The 26,299-nt window shown below is 45.0% G+C and carries 23 protein-coding genes; 15 read left to right on the top strand and 8 right to left on the bottom strand.

The genetic code is table 11. From position 1 onward, the window contains the following. Positions 1-24: 24 nt before the first annotated feature. Entirely contained in the window at positions 25-525 is a 501-nt protein-coding gene (purE, locus tag BN1209_RS07385; RefSeq protein WP_045751603.1) for a 5-(carboxyamino)imidazole ribonucleotide mutase, read from the top strand. A gap of 35 nt (positions 526-560) precedes the next feature. Further along, the gene (locus BN1209_RS07380; protein WP_231855167.1) at positions 561-1,661 is read left to right on the top strand and encodes a 5-(carboxyamino)imidazole ribonucleotide synthase; all 1,101 of its coding nucleotides are present in this window, start codon (positions 561-563) and stop codon (positions 1,659-1,661) included. 84 nt (positions 1,662-1,745) lie between these two features. On the opposite strand, the gene rpsT is transcribed toward BN1209_RS07380, so the two are convergent. Beyond that, on the bottom strand, positions 1,746-2,009 hold the full coding sequence (gene rpsT, locus BN1209_RS07375; protein WP_045751601.1) for a 30S ribosomal protein S20: 264 nt from the start codon (positions 2,007-2,009) through the stop codon (positions 1,746-1,748). A 221-nt stretch (positions 2,010-2,230) separates the two neighbouring features. On the opposite strand from rpsT, the gene murJ reads away from it, so the two are divergent. The 13 genes from murJ to BN1209_RS07310 all read left to right on the top strand — a co-directional run bounded on the left by murJ (position 2,231) and on the right by BN1209_RS07310 (position 17,704). Beyond that, positions 2,231-3,769 (top strand): murein biosynthesis integral membrane protein MurJ, encoded by a 1,539-nt coding sequence (gene murJ, locus BN1209_RS07370; protein WP_045752056.1) that lies wholly within the window; start codon positions 2,231-2,233, stop codon positions 3,767-3,769. 4 nt (positions 3,770-3,773) lie between these two features. Further along, positions 3,774-4,694 (top strand): bifunctional riboflavin kinase/FAD synthetase, encoded by a 921-nt coding sequence (locus tag BN1209_RS07365; protein WP_045751600.1) that lies wholly within the window; start codon positions 3,774-3,776, stop codon positions 4,692-4,694. Positions 4,695-4,732: 38 nt separating this feature from the next. Further along, positions 4,733-7,555, top strand: a complete 2,823-nt coding sequence (gene ileS, locus BN1209_RS07360; protein WP_045751599.1) for an isoleucine--tRNA ligase — start codon at positions 4,733-4,735, stop codon at positions 7,553-7,555. After that, on the top strand, positions 7,548-8,006 hold the full coding sequence (gene lspA, locus BN1209_RS07355; protein ID WP_171816518.1) for a signal peptidase II: 459 nt from the start codon (positions 7,548-7,550) through the stop codon (positions 8,004-8,006). Before ileS ends, lspA begins: the two co-directional genes overlap by 8 nt. A 39-nt stretch (positions 8,007-8,045) precedes the next feature. Then, positions 8,046-8,927, top strand: coding sequence for a transporter (locus tag BN1209_RS07350; protein ID WP_171816517.1), 882 nt, complete (start codon positions 8,046-8,048; stop codon positions 8,925-8,927). A 40-nt stretch (positions 8,928-8,967) separates the two neighbouring features. Continuing rightward, positions 8,968-9,372: a DUF2946 domain-containing protein gene (locus BN1209_RS07345; protein WP_052661126.1), complete on the top strand. Its 405-nt coding sequence runs from the start codon at positions 8,968-8,970 to the stop codon at positions 9,370-9,372. A gap of 84 nt (positions 9,373-9,456) precedes the next feature. Then, a complete protein-coding gene (locus tag BN1209_RS07340) occupies positions 9,457-11,778 on the top strand; it encodes a TonB-dependent receptor (RefSeq protein WP_052661125.1) in 2,322 nt (773 codons plus the stop codon). Between the two features lie 27 nt (positions 11,779-11,805). Continuing rightward, the gene (locus tag BN1209_RS07335; protein WP_045752053.1) at positions 11,806-12,987 is read left to right on the top strand and encodes a sialidase family protein; all 1,182 of its coding nucleotides are present in this window, start codon (positions 11,806-11,808) and stop codon (positions 12,985-12,987) included. After that, positions 12,984-13,460, top strand: coding sequence for a TlpA disulfide reductase family protein (locus BN1209_RS07330; protein ID WP_052661124.1), 477 nt, complete (start codon positions 12,984-12,986; stop codon positions 13,458-13,460). The genes BN1209_RS07335 and BN1209_RS07330 overlap by 4 nt, the downstream gene beginning before the upstream one ends. A 74-nt stretch (positions 13,461-13,534) precedes the next feature. Beyond that, positions 13,535-16,123: an ATP-dependent chaperone ClpB gene (gene clpB, locus BN1209_RS07325; protein WP_045751595.1), complete on the top strand. Its 2,589-nt coding sequence runs from the start codon at positions 13,535-13,537 to the stop codon at positions 16,121-16,123. Positions 16,124-16,126: 3 nt separating this feature from the next. Next, positions 16,127-16,651 carry a hypothetical protein gene (locus BN1209_RS07320; RefSeq protein WP_045751594.1) on the top strand — a complete coding sequence of 175 codons (525 nt, stop codon included), beginning with the start codon at positions 16,127-16,129 and terminating at the stop codon, positions 16,649-16,651. 6 nt (positions 16,652-16,657) lie between these two features. Continuing rightward, the gene (locus tag BN1209_RS07315) at positions 16,658-17,077 is read left to right on the top strand and encodes a secondary thiamine-phosphate synthase enzyme YjbQ (protein WP_045751593.1); all 420 of its coding nucleotides are present in this window, start codon (positions 16,658-16,660) and stop codon (positions 17,075-17,077) included. Between the two features lie 3 nt (positions 17,078-17,080). Next, positions 17,081-17,704, top strand: a complete 624-nt coding sequence (locus BN1209_RS07310) for a glutathione S-transferase (protein ID WP_082048426.1) — start codon at positions 17,081-17,083, stop codon at positions 17,702-17,704. A 52-nt stretch (positions 17,705-17,756) separates the two neighbouring features. Here the strand turns inward: BN1209_RS07310 and clpA are convergent, their stop codons facing one another. From clpA to tgt, 7 genes are all read right to left on the bottom strand, one after another. Beyond that, entirely contained in the window at positions 17,757-20,051 is a 2,295-nt protein-coding gene (gene clpA / locus BN1209_RS07305) for an ATP-dependent Clp protease ATP-binding subunit ClpA (protein WP_045751591.1), read from the bottom strand. Positions 20,052-20,080: 29 nt separating this feature from the next. Further along, positions 20,081-20,392, bottom strand: coding sequence for an ATP-dependent Clp protease adapter ClpS (gene clpS, locus BN1209_RS07300; protein ID WP_045751590.1), 312 nt, complete (start codon positions 20,390-20,392; stop codon positions 20,081-20,083). 55 nt (positions 20,393-20,447) lie between these two features. Further along, complete coding sequence (locus BN1209_RS07295) at positions 20,448-21,722, bottom strand: HlyC/CorC family transporter (RefSeq protein WP_420885828.1); 1,275 nt, start codon at positions 21,720-21,722, stop codon at positions 20,448-20,450. A gap of 60 nt (positions 21,723-21,782) precedes the next feature. Beyond that, positions 21,783-22,718 (bottom strand): protein translocase subunit SecF, encoded by a 936-nt coding sequence (gene secF, locus BN1209_RS07290; protein WP_045751588.1) that lies wholly within the window; start codon positions 22,716-22,718, stop codon positions 21,783-21,785. A gap of 54 nt (positions 22,719-22,772) precedes the next feature. Beyond that, entirely contained in the window at positions 22,773-24,590 is a 1,818-nt protein-coding gene (secD, locus tag BN1209_RS07285) for a protein translocase subunit SecD (protein WP_045752052.1), read from the bottom strand. A gap of 76 nt (positions 24,591-24,666) precedes the next feature. Beyond that, the gene (gene yajC, locus BN1209_RS07280) at positions 24,667-24,984 is read right to left on the bottom strand and encodes a preprotein translocase subunit YajC (protein ID WP_045751587.1); all 318 of its coding nucleotides are present in this window, start codon (positions 24,982-24,984) and stop codon (positions 24,667-24,669) included. Between the two features lie 94 nt (positions 24,985-25,078). Beyond that, on the bottom strand, positions 25,079-26,191 hold the full coding sequence (gene tgt, locus BN1209_RS07275; protein WP_045751586.1) for a tRNA guanosine(34) transglycosylase Tgt: 1,113 nt from the start codon (positions 26,189-26,191) through the stop codon (positions 25,079-25,081). Positions 26,192-26,299: the final 108 nt, after the last annotated feature.

Below are 26,299 nucleotides of genomic sequence, written 5' to 3'. Positions count from 1 at the left end.
TTACATTTAAGTACTGGGGCAACCATGACTAAAACATCACCAAAAGTAGCCATTATTATGGGGTCTGACAGCGACTGGCCAACCATGAAATTGGCTGCGCAAATGTTGGCAGATTTCGGTGTGCCGTATGAAGCGCAAGTGGTTTCTGCACATCGCACACCAGACTTGATGTTTGAATTTGCCGAAACAGCTTCAGCTAAAGGCATTCAAGTGATTATCGCTGGTGCGGGGGGTGCTGCACACTTGCCTGGGATGGTTGCTGCTAAGACTACATTGCCTGTGTTAGGCGTTCCTGTTGCGAGTAAACACTTACAAGGTAACGACTCTTTACTCTCTATTGTGCAAATGCCAAAAGGCATTCCAGTGGCTACTTTTGCGATTGGCGATGCCGGAGCAACGAATGCTGGCTTGTTCGCTGTGTCTATTTTGGCGAATAGTGATGTAGATTTGGCTAAAAAACTAGAAGATTTTCGTGCGGCACAAACCGCAAAAGTATTGAATATGACATTAACGGAGCAGCCTTGAGTTCTCATATCATCCTTCCTCCAGCAATGCTGGGAATGTTGGGCGGCGGCCAGCTTGGTCGGTTTTTTGTGATTGCTGCCCACGAAATGGGTTATCGCGTTACCGTGCTAGATCCAGATAAAAATAGCCCTGCAGGCAAAATTGCGGATGTGCATTTATGTGCTGATTATGATGACGCTGCTGCATTAAAAACCATGGCAGAAACTTGCCAAGCGATTACAACTGAATTCGAAAACGTTCCTGCAAGCACCTTGGAAAATTTGGCGCAGACACGTACTGTTCGTCCATCAGCTAAAGCAGTTTCAATTGCGCAACATCGCGTATTAGAAAAACAATTTATCCGTGACGCCGGCATTCCAGTTGCGCCATTTGTCGTGGTGAATGCGGCATCAGATTTGCCAGCAGATGCTGATGCAATTTATCCTGCCATTTTAAAAGTGGCGCGTTTTGGCTATGACGGCAAAGGCCAAGCGCGTGTTGCCGACAAAGCGCAAGCGCAAACAGCTTTTGAAGCATTCAAAGGCGAGCAGTGCGTATTAGAAAAAATGTTGAGCTTGGATTATGAAGTTTCAGTAGTGTTAGCTCGCGATGCGCAAGGTAATGTTGCGGCTTATCCTTTGGCTGAAAATAGTCACTTAAATGGCATTTTGGATGTCAGTATTGTGCCAGCGCGTGCGCCAAAAGCCATTCAAGACCAGGCGCGTCAATTGGCGATTAAGATTGCTGAGAAGTTGGAGTACGTTGGTGTGCTAGCAGTTGAGTTTTTTGTGAGCAATGGCGAGTTGTTAGCCAATGAAATGGCCCCGCGCCCTCACAATTCAGGCCATTACACTATTGATTCAAATGTTACCAATCAGTTTGAACAACAATTGCGAGCTTTAGTGGGTTTGCCTTTGGGTGACAGTCGTTTGCATAGCCAGGCAGTGATGGTCAATATTCTTGGCGACGTTTGGAAAAACGGTACTGAGCCTGCTTGGGATAAGATTTTCGCCAGACCAGAACTAAAACTGCATTTGTATGGCAAGCATGAGCCACGCCCGGGGCGTAAGATGGGCCACTATACTGTCATTGGTGCAGATCAAGAGACGGTGATTGTGAATGCAATCAAAGCGCGTGAAGAGTTAGGGATTGGGTAACTTAAAACTATCGAGTGATAGACAACAAAAAAGCCGAACATTTAGTCCGGCTTTTTTGTTTGACGCTCATTAAAACTAGACTGATTAAGCCATTGCCTTAATTGAAGCGTTCAAACGGCTCTTATGACGAGCAGCTTTATTTTTGTGAATAATGTTCTTGTCTGCAATGCGATCAATAACACTCACATTTTCAGAGTATGCAGCTTGAGCAGCACCTTTGTCACCAGCTTCTACCGCTTTAATGATCTTTTTGATCGCGGTGCGCAAAGTAGAACGCAAGCTGGCGTTATGGGCGCGTTGCTTAACTGCCTGACGAGCACGTTTTCTTGCCTGCGCGGTATTAGCCATGAATTTTCCTAATTAACAAAATACGAAGCCGAACATCTTAACGTTTTATTAAAGCTTTTGCAATATATTGTCAGCGTTAAATTGCGCTTATTTGCAATAATGTTGCTGTGGGCGATGTGCTTGTGAGCAGCTTGTAATCAATTGCGTTCGGGGTTTTAGCCCTTCGCATGCTAAAATCGCCATTAATTTCAACAGTATTTTACACGACAACAAACACACGCATGAATCTGCTTAAAGCACTTGCCACCGTTGGGAGTATGACATTTCTCTCGCGCATCTTGGGTTTCGTTCGCGACACCTTGATTGCACGCGTGTTCGGTGCTGGTGTTGCAACAGATGCTTTTTTTGTTGCCTTCAAAATACCGAATCTCTTACGTCGAATTTCAGCTGAAGGTGCTTTTTCGCAGGCCTTTGTACCTATTCTGGCTGAGTATAAAAAACAGCGCAGTGTCGATGAAACCAAGGCCTTGATTAACCATGTGGCTACCTTGCTGGGGCTTTTTTTAGTCGTCATTACCATTCTAGGGATGTTAGCTGCCCCTTGGGTGGTGCAAGTAAGTGCACCAGGGTTCGCGGCCGATAAAGCCAAATTTGATTTAACGGTCGATTTACTGCGTGTCACCTTCCCGTATATTTTCTTTATTTCATTGGTTTCGCTGGCGGGTGGCGTACTCAACACTTTCGGTAATTTCCGTGTGCCAGCCATGACGCCTGTTTGGTTGAATCTTTCGTTTATTGCCGCAGTGATGTTTGTTGCGCCTTATTTTGATCATTCAGTGATGGTCTTGGGCTGGGCGGTTTTTGCGGGCGGTATCGCACAATTAATCTATCAACTCCCTTACCTGCGAAAACTAGGCTTGTTGCCAAGGTTTGAGATTAACTTAAAAGATGCCGGTGTTTGGCGCATTCTCAAATTGATGGGTCCAGCAATTTTCGGCGTATCAATTGCGCAAATTTCACTGCTCATCAACACCATTTTTGCTTCTTTTTTAGTCACGGGTAGTGTTTCTTGGCTTTATTATGCGGACCGTCTAATGGAGTTTCCTACCGGAATTTTAGGCGTGGCCTTGGGTACCATTTTGTTACCTAGTTTGGCGAAAAGCTACGCTGATAAATCCGACGGTGAGTACTCCCAATTATTGGACTGGGGCTTGAGACTCACATTCATTCTTGCATTGCCAGCGGCAGTTGCTTTGGCGGTGCTTTCGGTGCCACTAGTGACGGGCTTATTCCACTATGGGGCATTTAGTGCTTTAGACGTAGAGATGACCCGTCAAGCGTTGATGGCGTACAGCCTAGGTTTGTTAGGGCTGATTTTGGTAAAAGTGCTTGCGCCAGCATTTTACTCACGCCAAAACATTAAAACCCCAGTCAAAATTGCCTTGTTTACCTTGGCATCAACACAGCTCATGAATCTGGCTTTTATTGGCCCGTTTAAACACGCTGGTTTAGCCTTGGCGATTGGTCTAGGCGCTTGTATGAATGCGGGCTTGCTCTATTTTTATTTGCGTAAAGCGGGTGTGTTTAAGCCACAGCCTGGTTGGTATGCCTTTATGGCAAAACTTGCGCTAGCGGTTGGTGCTATGGCTTTGGTCTTACATTTTGCTGCTGGTTCAGACGCTACTTGGATGGCTTATAAGTTGGTGCCGAAATTGTTGCATTTATTGATATTGCTTGTGCTGGGCTCTGGCACCTATTTCTTTGTGCTATGGGCATTGGGTATTCGCCTCAAAGACTTTATGAAGCGCACTGTTATTTAGTCCAATGCAAATCCTTAGACATTTCCCTAGTGAGAGTAATCAGCCATGTGCATTGGCGATAGGCAATTTTGATGGAGTGCATTTAGGTCATCAAGCTTTGCTCAAAGAGCTTAAAGCAGTGGCAAGCGCGCAATCATTACAAATGGCAGTGATGACGTTTGATCCGCATCCGCGCGAGTTTTTTTCACCAGAAAAAGCGCCAGCGAGATTAGCCTCACTAAGAGAAAAGTTAGAGCGCTTTGCAGATGCTGGCGTTGATGTTGTGTATTTGTGCCGATTTAATCAGCGCTTTGCCAGCTTGAGTGGTGAAGCTTTTATCAACGATATTTTGATTAAATCGCTCAATGCTAAAACTGTTTTAGTGGGTGAAGATTTTAGTTTCGGTGCAGGTCGCCGTGGCGGCGTTGTTGATATTGCTAATGCAGGATTAAATCTCATTAGCCTGCCGCAAGTTAATTTAAGCGATGAAGATGTGCAATCCCTTGGCGATAGTGAGCGTGTTTCTAGCACCCGCATAAGAAATGCGCTTGCGGCAGGTCGGCTTGATGTCGCTAAAAATCTACTTGGTCGTCCTTATAGTATTAGTGGCAAAGTGATTCACGGAGCGCAATTAGGTAGAAAGCTAGGGTTTCCGACAGCAAATGTGCATATGCGGCACGAACGACCTGCCTTAACCGGTGTGTATGCAGTAAAATTAAACGGTTTGAATGGCGTTGCCAATTTAGGCGTGAGGCCGACCATTGCTGGTGTGCCTAAGTTGCTGTTAGAAGTGCACTTATTTGATTTTGATGGTGATTTATACGACAAGCATGTGCATGTCGAGTTTTTCCATAAAATTCGAGATGAAATGAAATTTGACGGTTTAGACGCGTTAAAAGCCCAAATCGCAAAAGACGTGCAAGTGGCACGTCATTTTTTCAAATAAAATTTAGATAATTAAAAGTAAAAAACCGAAAGTTCGTCATGACTGAAGATTCAAAACAAGACTCGAAATATAAGCTCAATCTCCCTGAGACCAGCTTCCCTATGCGTGGCGACTTGGCTAAGCGTGAACCAGCGTGGCTTAAAGAATGGCAAGATAAAAAGCTCTATGAGCGCATTCGCAAAGCGCGCGCGGGTAAACCTAAATTTATTTTGCATGATGGCCCGCCCTACGCAAACGGCGATATTCATATCGGTCATGCGGTGAATAAAATTCTTAAAGACATTATCGTTAAATCTAAAACCATGAGCGGTTTTGATGCCCCTTATGTGCCAGGTTGGGATTGCCACGGCTTGCCGATTGAGTTGGTGGTTGAGAAAAATCACGGTAAGGAAATTGCCCCAGCTAAATTCCGCGAGCTTTGCCGTGACTATGCAAAAGAACAAGTGGAACGCCAAAAGAAAGACTTCGTACGTTTGGGCGTGTTGGGCGATTGGGATAATCCTTATCTCACCATGGATTTTAAAACTGAAGCCGACATCATGCGCGCTTTAGGTGATATTTATAAAAACGGCTATTTGTATCAAGGCAGTAAACCTGTGCATTGGTGCGTAGATTGTGGTTCTGCACTGGCAGAGGCTGAAGTTGAATATGAAGATGTGAACTCACCAGCGATTGATGTGGGCTTTAAAGTGTCAGGCAATCAGCCTGACTTAAACAAAGCGTTTGGCATTGAAATCTTGGGCGATGTTTTTGCCGTGATTTGGACGACGACACCTTGGACTCTGCCTGCCAACCAAGCCGTGAGTGTGCATCCTGAGTTGGATTATGACCTCATTCAAACCAGCAAAGGTTTGTTAATTCTTGGCCATGATTTAGCGCAAGCAACATTAACGCGATATGGTGAAGAGGATGCTAAAACACTCGCGTCATGCAAAGGTGCTGCCTTAAATGGTATTCAGTTAAATCACCCTTTTGATAAGCGCCAAGTGCCAGTCATTTGTGGCGAGCATGTGACCACTGAAGCTGGTACTGGCTTGGTGCATACCGCTGCTGCGCATGGTAATGATGACTGGTTGGTCATGCGTGCTAACTTCCCGCAAGAAAAACCACGTGTTCTCATTGGTGCAGACGGTAAATTTTTTACTAGTGATTTAGTTGAGCTTGAGGCGATTCGTGGTTTAAGTCGTCAAGACGCAAATAAGGTGATTTTAGGTTTGATGCAAGAAAGTGGCGCTTTAGTTGCAAGCGCCCGCCTAAACCATAGCTTCCCCCATTGCTGGCGCCATAAAACGCCACTCATGCAATTGGCTACACACCAATGGTTTATTGGCATGAATGAAACAGACGCATCGGGTAAAAGCCTGCGTGAGTATGCCAATAAAGCTGTCGATGAAACCGAGTTTTTCCCGAGTTGGGGTCGTGCGCGTTTAGAGGCCATGATTAAAAACCGTCCTGATTGGTGTGTTTCACGCCAACGAAATTGGGGCGTGCCGATGCCACTATTCGTGCACAAAGAAACTGGCGAGCCACATCCAAAAACAGCTGAGTTATTAGAACAAGCTGCTTTGCTGACAGAGCAAACAGGCGTTGAAGCTTGGTTTAGTTTAGATGCCGCTGCTTTCTTGGCCAAACATGCACCAGAAAACGCAGACCAATACAAAAAAGTGACTGATACTTTAGACGTTTGGTTTGATTCGGGCTCAACGCATGCGGCTGTGCTTAAACGTCGTCCAGAATTAAAACACCCTGCTGCTTTGTATTTAGAAGGTTCAGACCAACATCGTGGTTGGTTCCAAAGCTCACTTTTAACAGGGTGTGCGATTGATGGCCGCGCCCCTTACGAAGCCCTGCTCACGCATGGTTTTGTGGTGGATGGTGCTGGTCACAAAATGAGTAAATCCAAAGGCAACGTGGTTGCGCCGCAAAAGGTAATGGATACTTACGGTGCCGACATCTTACGTTTGTGGGTAGCATCGACTGATTACTCAGGTGAACTGACGATTTCTGATGAGATTCTCAAGCGCGTGGCAGAAAGCTATCGCCGCATTCGTAATACTTTACGTTTCTTAATGGCCAATTTAGCTGACTTTGATGCAAGCAAAGATTTACTGCCCGTTGACCAATGGCTTGAAATTGACCGTTATGCACTTGTGCTTACAGCGAAATTACAAACAGAAGTCTTGGCGGATTTTGATCGTTATGAGTTTCACTTGGCGGTGCAAAAATTTGTGGGCTTCTGCTCTGAAGATTTAGGCAGTTTTTATTTAGACATTCTTAAAGACCGTCTCTATACCACGGGTGAAAAGTCACATGCTCGTCGTGCGGCGCAAAGCGCTTTGTATCACATTACCCAAACCATGATGCGTTTGATGGCGCCTATCTTGAGCTTTACGGCTAACGAGATTTGGCAAACATTAGGCTTGGATAAAGACGCAACCGTATTCGAAGAGCTTTGGTATGACTTGCCTGCGCATGGTTTGAGCGATGCCCAAATCGACGACTGGAAAAACATTATCGAAGTGCGTGCGTTAGCCAATAAGGCAATTGAAGAAAAACGTGGTGCAGGTGAGGTGGGTTCTTCATTGCAGGCTGAAATCAGCATTGCTGCGGATGGCGCTGCTTATGATTCACTTGCTCGTATGGAAGATGCGCTTCATTTTGTATTGATTACTTCGCAAGCGAATCTTGAAAAGCAATCAGGTTCAGGTTTGACATTCAAGGTTGCGGCAAGCAAACACGCTAAATGTGACCGTTGCTGGCATTATCGTGAGGATGTAGGCGCAAGCGCTGAGCACCCAACGATTTGTGGTCGCTGTGTGAGCAATTTATTTGGTCAAGGTGAAAAGCGTACCCATGCGTAAATGGTTAAGCCTTAGCGGGATTGTGATTGCGATAGACGTTTACACCAAACATCTTATTCAGCAGGCGTTTGAATATGGCGAACGCGTTCAAATCTCTTCGTTCTTTGATTTGGTTCGCTTTCATAATGAAGGTGCGGCGTTTAGTTTTTTAGCAAATCAAGGTGGTTGGCAGCATTTCTTTTTTGCGGCTGTGGCGATTGTCGCTTCCGCTGTTATGGTCTATTTGCTGCGTAAAAATCCTGAGCAAAAGCTATTTTGTTTTGCGATTGCGCTGGTGTTGGGTGGGGCGTTAGGCAACCTCTACGATAGGCTGACTTTGGGCTATGTGGTGGATTTCCTATTCTTCCATTACCAAGCTTTTTATTGGCCAGCATTTAATGTGGCCGATTCCGCAATCACTGGCGGTGTTGTATTGCTATTGATTGATGGTTTTAAAAATCCTCAGCGCTAGAATCAAAGTCTTTAAATGCGCGATTGTGAAAAGCCTAGCATGAAGTGTTACTCCTTAAAATTTACCCTCATCAGCTTTTTGTTCGCGCTGCAATCTTATGAAGCGCTAGCGATTGATTTGCAGCCTAACGATGCACGTCCGCCGCCTCCTGGCATCAGTACCATACAATTGACTTATCAGCATTCCGAGCGCAGTGATTTTTTCAAAGCCGGGATTAAGACAGATGGTTCTGGGCAAATCTCTTCAGATGTTTACCAATGGCGTTTGGGTCATTCATTCACCATTGCAAACCAACCCGCCTATGTTTATGCGAATGTGCCAATGGGAGCTGTTCACCCGCAAAAGTCTCTTGCTGGACTATCAAGTGACTCTGGATTAGGGGACACCACTTTTTTATTAGCCTATTGGCCCTATGCCAATCGTGAAACCCATCGATATTTTGCCCTTGGGGCATATCTTTCTTTACCCATAGGAAGTTACGATAAAAATCGTTACTTTAACGTTGGAGAGAATGTCTACAGAACGGCTTTGCAGGCAGCTTATCAACAGCCAATTGCTGATAAGTTGAATGTAATGGCCGCATTGGATGTAGTGTGGACTGGAGATAATGCGGAGTATTTATACCAAGCAAGACAAACCAAGCTTCAACAAAGTGCGCAATATAATGCGCAAGTGGGGTTGAGTTACGCGTTAACACCCGTCTATGAGGTCTCAGCGAGCTACTTCTATACACTCGGTGCAGAAGGAACAATCGATGGTGTCAAACAGGATAATGCAAAAGACATCCAACGCTATCAAGTGTTTGCCAGGGCCAAATACCCTATTGGGCGCTTCACTGTGCAATATGGTAGTGATATCAAAACAGAAAATGGTTATTTTGAAGATCAGCGACTTACTTTGCGATATTTGAAAGTTTTTTAGGCGATAGCGCTTTTAGCCCACCCTAAAGTATAATCATCTGATGTTTACGCGCTATGCAAAGAGATTAACCAGCTGGATTGCCATCGCGGCAGTCGTTTTTGCGTCGCTAGCCCCTAGCATTTCTCATGCTTTTTCAGTAAAAAATAATCGGCCAACCATGTTGCAAGAGATTTGTAGCGCGCAAGGCACAAAGCGATTGATTGCGGTTGATTTAGCCGTAGATACGCAAAAAGCCCCAAGCCAAAATCAAGTGGCTATGCATTTTGAGCATTGCCCTTATTGTGCAACGCATGCGGGCAGTACTGCTATTCCAACCTCCCCAATTACATTATTCTTAGCAGAAATTAATGCAACTCAGCTTATTGAAATTCATGCTCAAGTTTTACCAAGCGCCTTTCACCAAGTCACCCCTCCCTCGCACGCCCCACCCGCACTCTCAATCTAATGAGTTTTTTTATTGATGCGTAAGCGCTTAATCGCGCCTATCGATTAACGCATCTTTTCTTTGGATTTTTGATTGAGATGCCCAATGACTCACTTACAAATTAAAGCGCTTTTTGAGGCAAAAAATGCCCCATGGGGTCGCCACATTACAATTCCTGCGCTGACTATTCTCACTGCATTTAGCCAACAAGCCCTCGCAATTGATGAGGAACTTAAGATTCAAAATGTTGAAGTGCGTGCACCCGCGATTGATAGCCGCATTATGAAGTATCCCGCTACCGTTGAAACTTACGATAGACAACAAATACAAGACAGCGTGAATGCCGCCACACCAGCCCAAACAATGAAGTATTTACCAAGCATTCAAGTGCGTGAGCGTTTCATTGGAGACCGTAATGGGATTATTGCGACACGCACGATTGGCGCCATCTCTAGTGCCCAAAGCTTGCTTTATGCCGATGGCATATTGCTTTCCAACCTGCTTGGTAACTCCTTTTCCTATCCGCCTCGCTGGGGCATGGTAAGTCCTGAAGAAATTGAAAGCATCAGCATGATGTATGGACCATTCTCTTCACTTTATGCAGGTAATTCCTTTGGCGGTGTGATCAGTATTCATACACGTATGCCTGAAAAGTTTGAGGCACATGCCAATGTACAAAGTTTTGTACAGAACTTTAAGTTGTATGGCACTGATGTGACGAATTGGGGTAATCATCAAAGTGCTTCGGTCGGAGATAAAATCAATGATTTTAGCTTTAGATTAGGTGTGGATAGGCTAGAAAATACTGGTCAGCCTATGGATTATGCCTTCAGTGACGTAAAAAGTCCTTCTGCTGGAGGAACTCTTGTAACAGGTGCATACCAAGATATCAGCGAAAAAAATAAGAGTCGTGTTATTTTTGGCGCAACGAGCATTGATAAAAGTGAGCAAATTAATACCAAATTTAAGGCGACTTACGACTTTACACCTGAAATTAAAGCGGCTTATACCATCGGCTTATGGGACATTGATGGAAAGACTGACGTTCAAAGTTATCTCAAGGATACGAATGGAAACCCTGTATATGCAGGAGATGTGAGCTTTAATGGCGCTAAATATACACTTCCTGCCATTAGCCCAGGAAAGACAGATGCTTTGCACATCATGCAAGCTCTGGAATTGAAATCGAATACCAAAGGCTTTTTTGATTGGCAGTTTAATTTGTCTGATTATGATTATCAAAAAGACCTTAATGCGAGCGCTAGAATCAGTACGGGCAACCCCTATATCGACCGCAGTGGTGTCGTGACTGATTTGTCAGGCACAGGCTGGACAGTGTTTGATGCGCGTGGAACTTTGCGTCCACGAAATCATACCTTGGATGTTGGCTACCATATTGATGATTATCAATTACGCAGTACAACGACGAATAGTGCTGACTGGTCTGCGATTAGCAAGGGTAACTTTAACGCATCTTCTCAAGGCGATACGCAAACTCAGGCTGTCTATGTGCAGGATAAATGGCAACTCAACCCCCGATGGGCTTTAACCTTGGGTGCGCGTCAGGAGTTTTGGCGGGCTAGTGAAGGGCGTAATCAATCCACAACAAGTGTTGCCAATTATCAAGATAAATACTCTAATAAATTTTCACCGAAAATCTCTTTAAGCTTTGAACCACAGCCTGCTTGGGGTTTTAGGGCTGCATTTGGACAAGCTTTCCGTTTCCCTACAGTGACAGAACTTTATCAGCAGTTGACCGTAGGCGGCAGTATGGTCGTCAACAATCCAAATCTTAAACCAGAGGAGGTGCTATCAGCCGAGTTAACAGCAGAAAGGCGTTTTTCTAATGGATTAATTCGTCTAAGCGCTTTTAATGAGCACAAATACGATGCTTTGCTTTCGCAGACTCAAACGGTAAACACTTTAAATTGTCCAACCGTTAACACAATGACTCCTTGTACATTTACACAAAACGTAGACCATATTCGTACCTACGGATTAGAGGCGGCAACAGAGTGGAAAGATGTCTTTATTTCCGGCTTAGATATTCGTGCCAATGCCACTTGGACTGATGCGAAAGTTTTGCAGGATGATGCGGCCCCCGTCTATGTGGGCAAAAATGCACCCAGAATTCCTAAACAGCTGTATAAAGCAGTCGCCACTTACCATGTGAGTGACGATTTCACAGTCAGTGTAGGTGCGCGTTATAGCGGCAGACAATATATTAACCTGGATAACTCGGATGTGAACCCTGACACTTATCGAGCAGCGAGTCAGTTTTTCTTGATGGATGTGAAAGCCAACTATAAATTTGCTGACCGCTGGATGGCTTCTGTTGGGATAGATAATCTGACTAACTATAAAGCTTATGTTTCGCATCCATTGCCACAACGTACTTTGTACGCCCAAATTAAATTTGATTATTAAGTTTGTATAATGGGATTTATGAAAGTAATGAAAACGATAAAACTACTATTGAGTTTGGCTTTAGTGATGGCGCTGGCATTCAATGCTGAGGCCCATGAGGGCCACGACCATGGACCACCATTGGCGGTCTCAGTCGCGCTTGATGGGCAAGATAATCTTTGGCGTGTGAGTGTTAAAGATGGCTTTGTGCTGGTCGACAAGGCGACAGCGAGTTCGCCTTTAGTATTTTCAGCACCGAAAAAACTAAATCAGCAAGCCCACAAAGTTGGCACAGATGGTGATGCACGTCCCAAAATGGCTATTGCTAAAAATGGCAATATTTATGTGACTTGGACGCAAGCTTTACCAACGCCCTATAGCGGTTATATTTGGTTTTCGCGGTCGACTGATGGCGGCAAAACCTTTTCACAGCCGAGTATTGTGCATCAAGACCGCGCTGAGATTACCCACCGCTTTGATGGTCTAGCAGTCTCGCCATCCGGCCGAATATATGTGGCTTGGGTAGATAAACGTGATTTGATTGCAGCAAAAAAAGCCAAGCAAGCTTATGAAGGTGCCGCGATTTATTATGCGTTTTCAGACGACGCTGGGGCAAGTTTTAGTCCAGAACGTAAAGTCGCAGATAGCAGCTGTGAGTGTTGCCGCATTGCAATAATGGCAAATGAACAAGGCGATGCGGTGATGATGTGGCGCCATCTTTTTGATGGTGGTGTGCGCGACCATGCAATGGCCAAAGTAAGCGTCAACGCAACGAATCCAACAATTCATCGCGCTAGTTTTGGCAATTGGAAGATTGATGCATGTCCGCATCATGGCCCAGCTATTGCTAGAGGTGGCGACTGGGGTTATCACATGGCATGGTTTGATGGCGGTGATAAAGCTGGCTTGTTTTATGCCCGCATGGATGGCGAAGCTTGGGTTTCTTCTCCGGCAAAGCGCTTCGGCGATGCGAATAGTCAGGCGGGACATCCTGCTTTAATAAGTGATGGGGAACAGGTGTGGCTTGCTTGGAAGGAGATGACGGAGACAGCCAGTCTAATAAAACTTGCTAAGTCCAACGATGGTGGTCGCTCTTGGGACGCGCCGATTGTGATTAAGCAAACCAAAGGCAAGTCGGATTACCCACAATTGTTGTTGAAAGAGGCAAAAGCCTATCTGGCGTGGAATACCGAATCCGATGGTTTTGTATGGTTAAAGGTTGCGTTATGAAGCAAATGTTGAGGCTCTTTTTACTTCTTGGTTTGTTGTTAAGTCATCAGGTTGACGCTAAGCCACTCAAGCCATTTGTTGGTGCTAGCCGATTAGCCATTGAAAAGGCTTACCAAGGCCAGCCCTTGATTTTGGCTTTTTGGTCCTTGGACTGTAATTATTGCTTGGATGAACTCACCACCCTAGGAGAGCTTGTCAAACAGCATCCTAAAGTTCACTTGGTATTAGTCAATACAGATGGCCTGAGCACCTCACAAGAAGTGGTCAACGCGCTGAAAAAAATTCGATTGCCGGTTGCTTATGACGCCTGGCAATTTTCAGAGCCTGATGAAGAGCGCTTGAGATACAGCGTTGATAAAGCATGGTATGGCGAGCTTCCACGCACTTACTATTATGATCGCTCGCATCAAGTCAAAGCCATCAGCGGTAGTCCTGATTTGCTTTGGCTCAAAAGCTGGGCAAGTCAATTCTAAATCGCTGATCCCCATTGAAATAATCGATATCTGCCCCATATAAGATTTACAAACATCCTAGATGGAGTAATGCAATGAGAATTGATAAGCTAACCACCAAATTCCAACAAGCCTTGAGCGATGCGCAGAGCTTAGCTGTTGGCAACGACCATACCAGTATCGAGGCTGCACATTTGCTATCCGCTTTATTGAGTCAAGAAGATGGCGGCACGTCATCCATACTGGCACGTGCGGGCGTGAATCTTGAGCCGCTAAAAGCAGGCCTGCAAGTTGCGATTAGACAACTTCCTAAAGTGAGTGAGAGCGCTGGCGAAGTGGCGATTTCACGCGACCTTAATAACCTCCTTAACCTCACCGACAAGCACGCTCAAAAACGTGGCGATGCCTATATTGCCAGTGAAATGTTCTTGTTGGCATTAGCTGAAGATAAAGGCGATACAGCAAAATTGCTCAAACAAGTCGGCTTGAATAAAGCTGCTTTGGAAGCGGCAATTAGTGCTGTCCGTGGCGGTGAGTCTGTGGACAATCAAGAAGCAGAAGGTCAACGCGAAGCGCTCAAAAAATACACCTTGGATTTAACCGAACGTGCTCGGATGGGTAAGCTAGACCCTGTGATTGGACGTGATGATGAGATTCGTCGCGCTATCCAAGTATTACAACGTCGTACCAAAAACAACCCTGTCCTCATTGGTGAGCCAGGCGTGGGTAAGACCGCAATTGTAGAAGGCTTGGCGCAACGGATTGTAAATGGCGAAGTACCTGAATCACTCAAAGGCAAAAAAGTCCTGTCACTCGATATGGCTGCTTTGCTCGCTGGTGCAAAATACCGCGGTGATTTTGAGGAGCGCTTGAAATCTGTGTTAAAAGAATTGGCGATGGATGAAGGTCAAACCATTGTCTTTATCGACGAGCTGCACACCATGGTGGCTGCTGGTAAAGCCGAAGGCGCAATGGATGCTGGCAATATGCTTAAGCCTGCATTGGCCCGTGGGGAGTTGCATTGTGTAGGCGCAACGACTTTGGATGAATACAGAAAATACATTGAAAAAGACGCAGCGTTAGAGCGTCGTTTCCAAAAGGTTTTGGTGGATGAGCCTACCGTTGAAGCGACTATTGCGATTTTGCGTGGCTTGCAAGAAAAATACGAGCTTCATCATGGCGTAGAAATTACTGATCCTGCGATTGTAGCAGCAGCTGAGCTTAGCCATCGTTATATTACCGACCGCTTCTTGCCTGACAAGGCGATTGATTTGATTGATGAAGCGGCAGCGCGCATCAAGATGGAAATCGACAGTAAGCCAGAGGCTTTGGATAAACTTGATCGTCGTTTGATTCAATTAAAAATTGAGCGTGAAGCCGTGCGTAAAGAAAAGGACGAAGCTTCTAAAAAGCGCTTTGCTTTGATTGAAGATGAAATCGGTCGCCTTGAGAAAGAATCGGCTGATTTAGAGGACATTTGGAAAGCCGAAAAAGCGCAAGTGCAAGGCTCTGCGCATATCAAAGAAGAAATTGAAAAGATTAAGCAGCAAATGGATGAAGCCACTCGCAAAGGCGAATGGCAAAAAGTATCTGAGTTGCAATACGGCAAGTTGCCTGCCTTAGAAGCGCAGCTAAAAAACGCTGCCGCTGAAGAAGATAAAGGCGAAGTGAAGCTTAACAAGCTACTTCGCACACAAGTTGGCGCGGAGGAGATTGCTGAAGTGGTGAGCCGTGCCACGGGGATTCCTGTGTCTAAAATGATGACGGGCGAACGTGCAAAATTACTCACCATGGAAACCAAGCTCCATGAACGTGTGGTCGGCCAAGATGAAGCAGTGCGTTTGGTATCGGACGCTATTCGCCGTTCACGTTCAGGTTTGAGTGATCCGAACCGTCCTTATGGCTCGTTTTTGTTCTTAGGCCCAACGGGTGTAGGTAAAACCGAGCTCTGTAAGGCGCTGGCTGGCTTCTTGTTTGATTCAGAAGACCATTTAATTCGTATCGATATGAGCGAGTTTATGGAGAAGCATTCTGTGTCACGCTTGATTGGTGCGCCTCCTGGCTATGTGGGCTATGAAGAAGGCGGCACGTTAACGGAAGCTGTTCGCCGTAAACCTTACTCAGTGATTTTGCTAGATGAGGTTGAAAAAGCGCATCCTGATGTATTTAACGTCTTGCTCCAAGTGTTGGATGATGGTCGTTTGACGGATGGTCAAGGACGCACTGTGGACTTTAAAAACACTGTCATCATCATGACCTCTAACTTAGGTAGCCAGATGATACAAGGCATGCAGGGTGATGATTACCAAGTGGTGAAGTTGGCAGTGATGGGGGAAGTCAAAACACATTTCCGTCCTGAGTTTATCAATCGTATTGATGAAATTGTGGTGTTCCACGCATTGGGTGAAAGCAACATTAAAGCGATTGCTGGCATTCAATTGCAATACTTGGCTAAACGCTTGGCGGCGATGGATATGCACCTAGAGGTCAGTGAAGCTGCATTGTCTGAAATTGCTAATGCAGGTTTTGATCCTGTTTACGGGGCAAGACCGCTAAAACGTGCGATTCAAAGTGAGCTTGAAAACCCACTTTCTCGCGAGATTTTGGCAGGTACTTTCGCACCGAAAGACACCATTAAGGTAGACTTCAAAACTGGAAAAATGCTTTTTACTAAACAAGGATAATCAATGAATGGTTTGATTTTTTTGGCTAAACATGCGGTATGGCTAGCGGCTGTAATATTGGTCGTTGGCTGTGCCAGCATTCCTGATCAACCGCCACAAATTCAGCGGATTTCGCCTGAAGAACTTGAGCGCATCATGCCCAAGCAAGTGCCTAATTTGAGCTTGGATGAAATTGTTCAGCTTTCGCAAGCTAAAGTACCTGCCGAGCAAATTATTCAAAAAATCAAAGAGAGCCAATCGCAATATGCCTTAACCCCATCTCAAGTATTGGAGATGGGTCAAAAAGGCGTGGACGCAAAAGTGCTTGATTATATTCAAGCTAGCCATGAGCAAGCGATACGTGACGGGTTTGCCGAGGAGTTAAATAAACGCGAGCAAATGAAACTCCAAGAACAGCAAAAGCTGAAGCGCGAGTACCAATTAAGAAAACCGTATTATGACCCTTGGTGGGGCTACTCTCGCAGTCCTTATTGGGGCTACCCTCGTCCTTATTATGGCCCGGGAATGTTTTATCGCTTTGGGTTTTAATGGTTGATGCAACAGCTTAGTCATAAAATCAGCGTTAAAACCAGCGGTCGTCGTTTATACGACCTTACGCCTCAAGTGCTGACTTGGGCGAAGAACAGCGGCCTTAAAATGGGCTTGTTGACCCTTTATGTTCAACATACCTCAGCCAGCCTTTTGATTAATGAGAATTACGATTCAGATGTGCTGGTGGATATGGAAAGCTTTTTTGCACGGCTGGTGCCAGATGGCGATCAATTATTTATTCATACGTCAGAAGGCCCTGATGATATGCCTGCGCATATTCGCAGCGCTCTTACCCAAACATCGATTTCTATTCCTTTTATTGATGGCAAAGTGGCGCTTGGCACCTGGCAAGGCATTTTTTTGTATGAGCATCGTTTGGCATCGCATACCCGTAATGTATTGCTTCATTTGATCGCTGAGTAGCTTTTGCATCAGCCAATTTTATATTCCTATCGTCGTTGCCCTTATGCCATGCGGGCTCGTATGGCACTCCATTATGCCAATATTGATGTTGAAATTCGTGAGATTGCTTTAAGAGAAAAGCCTGCTCATATGCTCGCAGTTTCACCCAAGGGCACGGTGCCTGTGTTAGTACTTGCTAGCGGCAAAGTGCTTGAGCAGAGCTTGGATATTATGGATTGGGCTTTAGAACAATCCGATGTAAATGCATGGATTATTCAAGACCCGGAACTACAAAAATTTAGTGCTGATTTGATTGAGGTAAACGATGGTGCTTTTAAACAGGCCTTGGATAAATACAAATACGCGATTCGTTTTCCTGAAAATCCACCTGATGTTTATCGCGCGCAAGGCGAAGCATTTTTAGAGCGCTTAGAGTCACTGCTTCAACAAAACGCCTACTTGTGTCGCAACACAGTTTCAAAAACTGACGTCGCTATTTTTCCTTTTGTGCGGCAGTTTTGTATGGTGGATGAGGCTTGGTTTGAGGGCGCCAATTACCCAGCACTGAAGACTTGGTTAAGTGGTTTATTAAGTAGCCGATTATTTATTGATGTGATGCAAAAGCATCCGGTGTGGCGTGAGACTTAACCATAAAAATAAGGGCGCAGTAATGAACTGCGCCCTTATTTTTTTACTTTTGTTAGTCCGTCAAATCCGCTGTCTGCTGATCCGAATTTCCAACAGATTTATCCGATGCGATATCTTCAAAATCTAAAGTGATTTGGTCTTTGTCATCAATATCTACAAATACATGACCGCCATTCGCTAGCTTGCCAAATAACAACTCGTCTGCCAGGCCACGTCTAATGGTGTCTTGAATTAAACGAGACATCGGGCGAGCACCCATCAGTGGATCGAAGCCTTTTTTACCTAAATAAGCTTTGAGCTTGTCACTAAAGTTCGCCTCTACTTTCTTCTCGTGCAATTGATCTTCTAATTGCATCAAGAATTTATCCACCACGCGCATGATGATTTCTTGTGAAAGTGGTGCAAATGAAACAGTTGCGTCCAGGCGGTTGCGGAACTCAGGGCTGAATAGACGTTTAATCTCTGCCATTTCATCCCCTGCTTGCTTGCCTTGCGTAAATCCGATGGTGGTTTTAGAAAGGGATTCTGCGCCAGCATTAGTCGTCATAATAATAGTGACGTTGCGGAAGTCAGCTTTGCGGCCATTATTGTCAGTGAGCGTGCCATGATCCATCACTTGTAACAAGATATTGTAAATATCAGGATGTGCTTTTTCGATTTCGTCGAGTAGCAATACGCAATAAGGATGTTTGGTGATTGCCTCAGTCATCAAGCCACCTTGCTCAAAACCTACATAGCCAGGAGGCGCGCCAATCAAGCGTGATACGGCATGACGTTCCATATACTCAGACATATCAAATCGCACTAACTCGATGCCTAGGGTATAGGCGAGTTGCTTGGCCACTTCAGTTTTACCAACGCCTGTTGGGCCTGAGAATAAGAAAGATCCGATAGGTTTGTTTTGACTGCCTAAGCCGCTGCGGGCCATTTTGATGGCGGACGCAAGCGATTCAATGGCTTTATCTTGGCCAAATACAACGGCTTTCAAGTCGCGGTCTAGCGTTTTGAGTGCATTGCGGTCATCGCTGGAAATATTCTTAGGCGGAATACGCGCAATTTTAGCTATGATGTCTTCAATCTCTTTATCGCCAATGACTTTCTTTTGCTTGGATTTAGGCAAAATTCGCTGTGCGGCACCTGCTTCATCAATGACGTCAATCGCCTTGTCTGGTAAGTGACGGTCATTAATATATTTAGCTGAAAGCTCAGCGGCGGTATTGAGTGCGCCAAGGGTGTATTTCACGCTGTGATGTTTCTCGAAGCGTGATTTTAATCCCTTAAGAATTTGCACCGTTTCAGCAATACTAGGTTCTTCGACGTCTACCTTTTGAAAGCGACGTGACAGTGCGTGATCTTTTTCAAAAATACCGCGATATTCTTGGTAGGTGGTTGCACCTATGCATTTGAGCGAGCCGTTTGAAAGGGCAGGTTTGAGCAAGTTTGAAGCATCTAAAGTGCCGCCACTGGCTGCACCTGCGCCAATCAAGGTGTGGATTTCATCAATAAATAACACAGCATCAGGCTGTTCCTCTAATTTTTTCATTACAGCTTTGAGGCGTTGCTCAAAGTCCCCGCGGTATTTGGTGCCAGCTAATAATGCGCCCATGTCGAGTGAGTAAATGACAGCATTAGCCAGCACTTCTGGGACAGATTTTTCAACAATACGACGAGCTAGACCTTCGGCAATAGCAGTTTTGCCAACGCCAGCTTCACCAACTAATAGCGGGTTATTTTTGCGGCGACGGCAAAGGGTTTGAATGACGCGTTCGAGTTCTTTGTCGCGGCCGATGACTGGGTCTATTTTTCCAGCGAGGACTTGTTCATTTAGGTTGAGTGTATAGCTGTCTAGAGCGCTTGCTGGAGGCGCTTCAGTATCCGCTGCTTGGTCAGTGTCAGCACGTTTAGCTTCTTCTGCCATTTTTGCTACACCATGAGAAATGTAGTTCACCACGTCTAGACGTGTAATGCCTTGTTGTTGCAAAAAGAACACTGCGTGTGAATCTTTTTCGCCGTAGATTGCCACTAATACGTTGGCGCCTGTTACCTCTTTTTTGCCCGATGATTGCACATGCAAGATCGCACGTTGAATCACGCGTTGAAAACCTAAGGTCGGTTGTGTATCGACTTCTTCATCGCCACCCACCATTGGGGTATGTTCTTCGATGTAATGATTAAGCTCAGAGCGAAGGTTATCTAAGTTAGCGCCACATGCCCGCAAAACGTCAGCAGCCGTTGGATTGTCTATCATCGCCACTAGCAAGTGTTCGACAGTGATGAGCTCGTGACGCTTCTGACGGGCGTCCATAAAGACCATGTGTAGGGAAACTTCTAATTCTTGAGCAATCATGATTACTACCTTTATTACTTCTGATTAAATTAAATTTCTTGCATATTACATTGCAAAGGATGGCCATGCTCGGTTGCAAACGCAATGACTTGCCCAACTTTAGTTTCAGCGATGTCGAGCGGATAAATGCCGCATACGCCTGAACCTTTGGTATGTACTTGGAGCATAATTTGCGTCGCTTGTTCACGGTTTTTATTAAAAAAACGCTGGAGCACTTCGACGACAAATTCCATTGGGGTGTAATCGTCGTTAAAGATCAACACGCTATACATCGAAGGCGGCTTTGGTTTTTGGGTTTTCGTTGCCTCGATTGTATTTTCTTGATGCTTAATGCCAGCCATGATGTTTCCTATATTGCGCTTGATCTAAAAAATTCAATCTTAAAGTGCTTGTCGATTAGCCTAGTTCGACTTCTTGATTTAGTGGCATCAAGCGCACGCTTTTCACAATTTTGTCTTGTGTTTGCATAATCTCCAATGCGCAGTCGCCAATGCGAATGCTGGTGCCAGGTTCAGGAATATCCTCAAAGTGCTCAAGCACAAGGCCATTGAGTGTTCTCGGGCCATCAATGGGTAGATTAAGCCCTAGTTTTTTGTTCAAATCTCGTAATGAGCAGCTACCATCCACAACCCAAGTGCCATCTTCCTCTTGATGAAACGTATTGGCGCGGAGTGGTGATTGGGTCGTAAAGTCGCCAATAATCTCTTCCAATATATCTTCGAGTGTCACCAGGCCTTTGAGTTCACCATACTCATCCACAACCAATGCCATGCGCTGATGATGTTCTTGGAACTGCTGAATTTGGGTGTAAAGCGGTGTGCCGGATGGGATGAAGTAGGGCTCACTAATCACTTCGCGCAATCCTTCGATGGTGAGTTCGCCATTGCGCAGTTGATTGATCACCTTGCGAATATGAATGATGCCTACAATTTCTTCTTCAGCCCCTTGTTTTACTAATAAGCGCGTGTGGTTGCTAGATGATATTTGTTGTAACAGCTCTTCAAAAGGCGTGTCGAGATCAACATCTTCAATTTGAGTATGCGCGGTCATCACGTCATCGACCGTAGCGTTTTCTAAATCAAACAAGTTAAGCAAAATTGCACGGTTTTTATGAGGAATGTAATGCCCTGATTCAGTCACAATACTTCTAAGCTCCTCAGTCGTAATGGCCTGCGTCACTTCAGAAAAATTGACTTTAATACGAAATAGCTTGAGTAATCCAGTCACGAATAAATTAGTAAACCAAATGGCTGGGTAGAGTATTTTTGTAAGCGGGTATAGAACGTAGCTGTAAGCAAAAGCTATTTTCTCGGCGTGTGCTGCAGCAACTACTTTAGGGGTGATTTCGCCAAAAATTAAAATAATAAATGTGACTGAAACTGTGCCAACAATAAGACCTGTGTTGCCCTCACCAAGCATCTGCATACTAATGTCGTCACTAATCGTTGCGATAGCTACTGCGGCAAAAGTATTGCCTAACAAAATTGCACCAAGTAGGTGATCAGTTTTTTTTAGTAGCGCCTGTGCTAATTTAGCCCCGCGATGGCCATCGTTTGCGAGATGACGCAACCTATATCGATTGAGGGTCATCAGGCTGGTTTCAGCGCTTGAAAAAAACGCTGATAAGCCAAGTAGCAATCCTAGTACGATGAATTGCAAATGTAGAGGGATGTCCAAGTTAAATCGCTATTGAATAGAATAGTTTAGTTTCTACGCTTTAGCCTTTAGTTGTCAAGGCATCTCGTCGATGGTTTCTTTCTTTTCAGCACCCGTAATTAGGTTTTCGCGGGAAACACCTAAATACAAAGCGATTGGACATGCCACCAATACTGAAGAATAGATCCCGAATAAAATCCCAATGGTCAGCGCTAATGAGAAGTTGTGCAGCGTTTCGCCACCGAACAACAACATTGAAAGCACCATCAATTGAGTACAGAAGTGGGTAATCACGGTACGTGACATGGTGCGGGTAATTGCGTTATCAATTACAGTGGTGACAGTTGCTTTACGCATTTTTTTGAAGTTCTCACGCACGCGATCAAAAACCACCACTGATTCGTTCACTGAGTAGCCGAGTACCGCTAAAATTGCTGCAAGCACGGTGAGGTTAAATTCCCATTGGAAAAATGCAAAGAAGCCAAGAATGATAATCACGTCATGCATGTTTGCGATAATGGCAGCAACCGCAAAGCGCCATTCAAAACGTAATGCTAAGTAAGCCATGATGCCGATTGAAACAAGCAATAAAGCCAATGCACCGTTTTCGTAAAGCTCTTGACCCACTTGTGCACCAACGGTTTCAACCCGGCGCATTTCAACAGTACTGTCTTCTTGTTTTAACGCCGTTAAGACCTGCTCTGAAAGTTGTGCTGAAGTCACACCCTTTTTAAGCGGTAAGCGAATCATCACGTCATGACTGGAACCAAAGTTTTGGACGGTGGCTTCATTCAGTCCGATGCTGTCCACTGCATGGCGTATTTTTACAAGGTCTGCGGATTGTGGGTAGCTGACTTCAACGACCGTGCCACCAGTAAAATCGACACCAAGGTTTAAGCCTTTAGCTGCGAGAAAGAACACCGCAAACAAGAAGGTGACCAATGAAATGGCTGTGGTCAGACGGCCATAACTCATAAACGGAATGTCTTTTTTAATCTTAAAAATTTCCATAATCTTTACTCTTAATCAACGTTTGTTAGAGAAGCGTTAGTTTGATGCTTGGAATTAGCCAATCGCCAATTGATTGATTTTGCGGCGATAACCATACACCAGGTTCACAATCGCGCGCGATACAACAACCGCACTGAACATAGAAGTCAAAATACCAAGCACGTGCACCACAGCAAAGCCTTTCACTGGGCCAGAGCCGAACATAAACAATGCTAAGCCTGCAATCATGGTGGTGACGTTGGAATCCAAAATCGTATCGAACGCCCGGTCGTAACCAGCATGAATCGATGCTTGGGCTGAGTTACCGCTGCGTAACTCTTCACGTATACGTTCGTTAATCAATACGTTCGCATCAATCGCCATCCCCAGTGTCAGTGCAATCGCGGCTAAGCCTGGTAATGTCAATGTGGCTTGGAGCATTGAAAGGATTGCTAGCAACAACAATAAGTTGATACCAAGCGCGACCACCGAAATGCCACCAAACATCACGTAGTAAATAATCATAAATACAGCGATTGCTGCAAATCCCCACATCGTAGAGTGCATGCCGCGTTTAATGTTTTCTTCACCCATGCTTGGGCCGACAGTACGTTCTTCAATAATGTCCATTGGGGCAGCAAGTGCGCCAGCCCGAAGAAGTAAGGAAATGTCAGTGGCTTCTTGTGTGTTATTCATGCCAGAAATTTGGACGCGACCGCCACCAATTTCTTCGTTAATTACTGGCGCAGTGATTACCTCGGCTTGGCCTTTTTCAATGAGTAAAATAGCCATGCGTTTGCCGACGTTGTCTTTAGTCACTTGTCTGAAAATACGTGCGCCACGACCATCAAGCGTCACGTTAACCGCTGAACGACCACTTTGCTGATCAGCACCAGGGCCTGCATCAGTAATGTATTCACCAGTGAGTTCCACTTTCTTTTTCACAAGGATTGGTTGACCGTTGCGGTCCATAAAGAACTCATCACCAAATGGGACTTGGCCATTACGTGCTTGTTCTAATGTCGTAGGATCACTTTTGTCTTCATCAACTAAACGAATTTCTAAGGTGGCTGTTCTGCCTAAAATTTCTTTCGCTTTTGCGGTGTCCTGAACACCCGGGAGTTGAACAACAACACGATCTAGCCCTTGTTGTTGAATGATAGGCTCAGCCACACCAAGCTCATTGATACGGTTATGTAAGGTCTGGATGTTTTGTTTCAGCGCGAACTCTTGAATACGTTTTTGCGCCTGTAAGTTCAAAGTAGCTGTGAGGGAGTCACTCGTTTCTTTGAGGGTTAAGTCGGGAAAATCATTACTAATAATTTTCTTTGCTTTGGCGAGTTCTTTAGCATCGCTAAATTTGATTTGTATGCTTTGCTCATCACGAACAACACCAGAATAGGAAACACGCTCTTTGCGAAGTGATGCACGGAAGTCGCCGACATAGCGATCTGCAGCCTTGTCTAGCGCGGCCTTCATGTCAACTTGCAGTAAAAAGTGAACCCCACCACGTAAATCTAAGCCCAAATACATTGGACGCGCATGAATGTTAGTTAGCCAGCTTGGTGACCGAGAAATCAAATTCAATGCAATCACATAATCTTTACCAAAACTACTTTTGAGGACGTCTTTTGCTTTAATTTGGGTATCAGCATCGGAGAATCTAACTTTCACACCCGTTGCATCCATAAAAATCGCATCAATTTTGATGTTTTCTTGTTGGAGCACTGCTTCCACCTTGCCTAATAACGCTGGATCTAATTTTGACGTTGCTTTCGCGGTGGTGATTTGTACCGCCGGAGACTCGCCAAAAATATTGGGCATGGAATAAACAAGTCCTAATAAAAGGACTGTCAAAACTAAGATATATTTCCACAATGGATAACGATTCATAATGCGGCTCGCGTTAAGGTCTAATGACATAGGCTTGTGACTCACAAGCCTATGGTTTTGGTGAGAGTTAAGTTGTTCAGAGTGCTTTAATGGTGCCTTTATCTAACAGGGCTTGAACGGCTGATTTTTGTACATTGATAATAATGGATGGAGCAATTTCAAGGCTCACAACGTTATCACCTACTTTAGTGACTTTGCCAAGAATACCGCTTGAAGTAGCGACTTCATCGCCCACCTTTAATGCTTCAATCATGGCGCGTTGTTCTTTTGCTTGTTTCATTTGTGGGCGAACCAGCATGAAATAGAACAATACAAAAATCACAATCATTGGAACAAAACTTGTCCAATCTGATGGAGCAGTGCTAGTAGCCGCGTATGCAGAACTAATAAACATAAGATATAGCCTTTCTATAGATTGAGCTTAAATAGCGAGGTTGAGACAATTATTCAATACAGAAATTTTAGCATAGAGTGGCAATGCCTACCTATTATACCTTTTGGTTAAGACTGCTGCGCTTAGTGATAAATTCTTGCTTAAAGGCTTCAAAGGTATGTGATTCAATCGCCGAGCGCATGCCAGCCATCAGCTCTTGGTAGTAATGCAGGTTATGAATAGTATTGAGGCGCGATCCCAAAATTTCACCTAATCTGTGCAAGTGATGCAAGTATGCGCGACTAAAGTTTTGACAGGTATAACACGTGCACTCTGGATCTAGAGGCCCTGTATCCATTTTGTAGCGGGCATTTTTAAGCTTAATGTCGCCGTTACGCGTAAATAACCAGCCGTTGCGTGCATTGCGAGTCGGCATCACACAATCAAACATATCTACGCCATTGCTAACGGCCGCTACTAAATCTTCAGGTGTGCCCACGCCCATCAAATAGCGAGGCTTGTCTTTCGGCATCTTGGGTGCAGTGTGCGCTAGGATGCGTAACATATCCTCTTTTGGTTCACCCACAGAAAGTCCGCCAATCGCATAGCCATCAAAGCCAATCTCAGTGAGTCCATTGAGTGATACGTCACGTAAGTCTTCGTACATGCCGCCTTGGATAATGCCAAACAATGCATTTGGGTTGCCTTCGTGGGCATCTTTACTACGGCGCGCCCAGCGCAAACTTAATTGCATGGAGTCGCGGGCTTCTTGAACGGTGGCTGGATAAGGGGTGCATTCGTCAAAAATCATGACGATGTCAGAATTGAGGACTTTTTGAATCCGCATCGATTCTTCAGGGGTCAAGAAGCAACTGTCACCATTAATAGGTGAGCGGAATTTCACGCCTTCCTCTGAAATTTTGCGTAAGTCGCCCAAGCTCCACACTTGGAAGCCGCCCGAGTCCGTCAAAATTGGGCCATCCCAACTCATGAATTGATGAAGGCCGCCATGCGCCTCAATAACATCCAAGCCAGGTCTTAGCCATAAGTGAAAGGTGTTGCCGAGCACAATGTGGGCGCCAATATCGCGGATTTCACTGGGGGATAAAGATTTGACAGACCCGTAAGTGCCCACAGGCATAAAAGCTGGCGTTTGCACGTCGCCATGTGTCAGGCTTACTGTGCCGCGGCGCGCTTGGCCGTCTTGTGTAATCAGAGAAAATTGCATGAAAATAATAGCTTGATGTTTATCAGGGTTAATGAATCAAAACGCGATACTATCATAGTCAGCCATGCTCTATTTGGCTTGGCTTTGATATACTAAACAAAATTTACT

Origin of the sequence: Candidatus Methylopumilus turicensis, assembly GCF_000953015.1 — a bacterium.
GTDB classification, from domain to species: Bacteria; Pseudomonadota; Gammaproteobacteria; order Burkholderiales; family Methylophilaceae; genus Methylopumilus_A; species Methylopumilus_A turicensis.
This window is presented reverse-complemented; position numbering and strand designations above follow the sequence as displayed.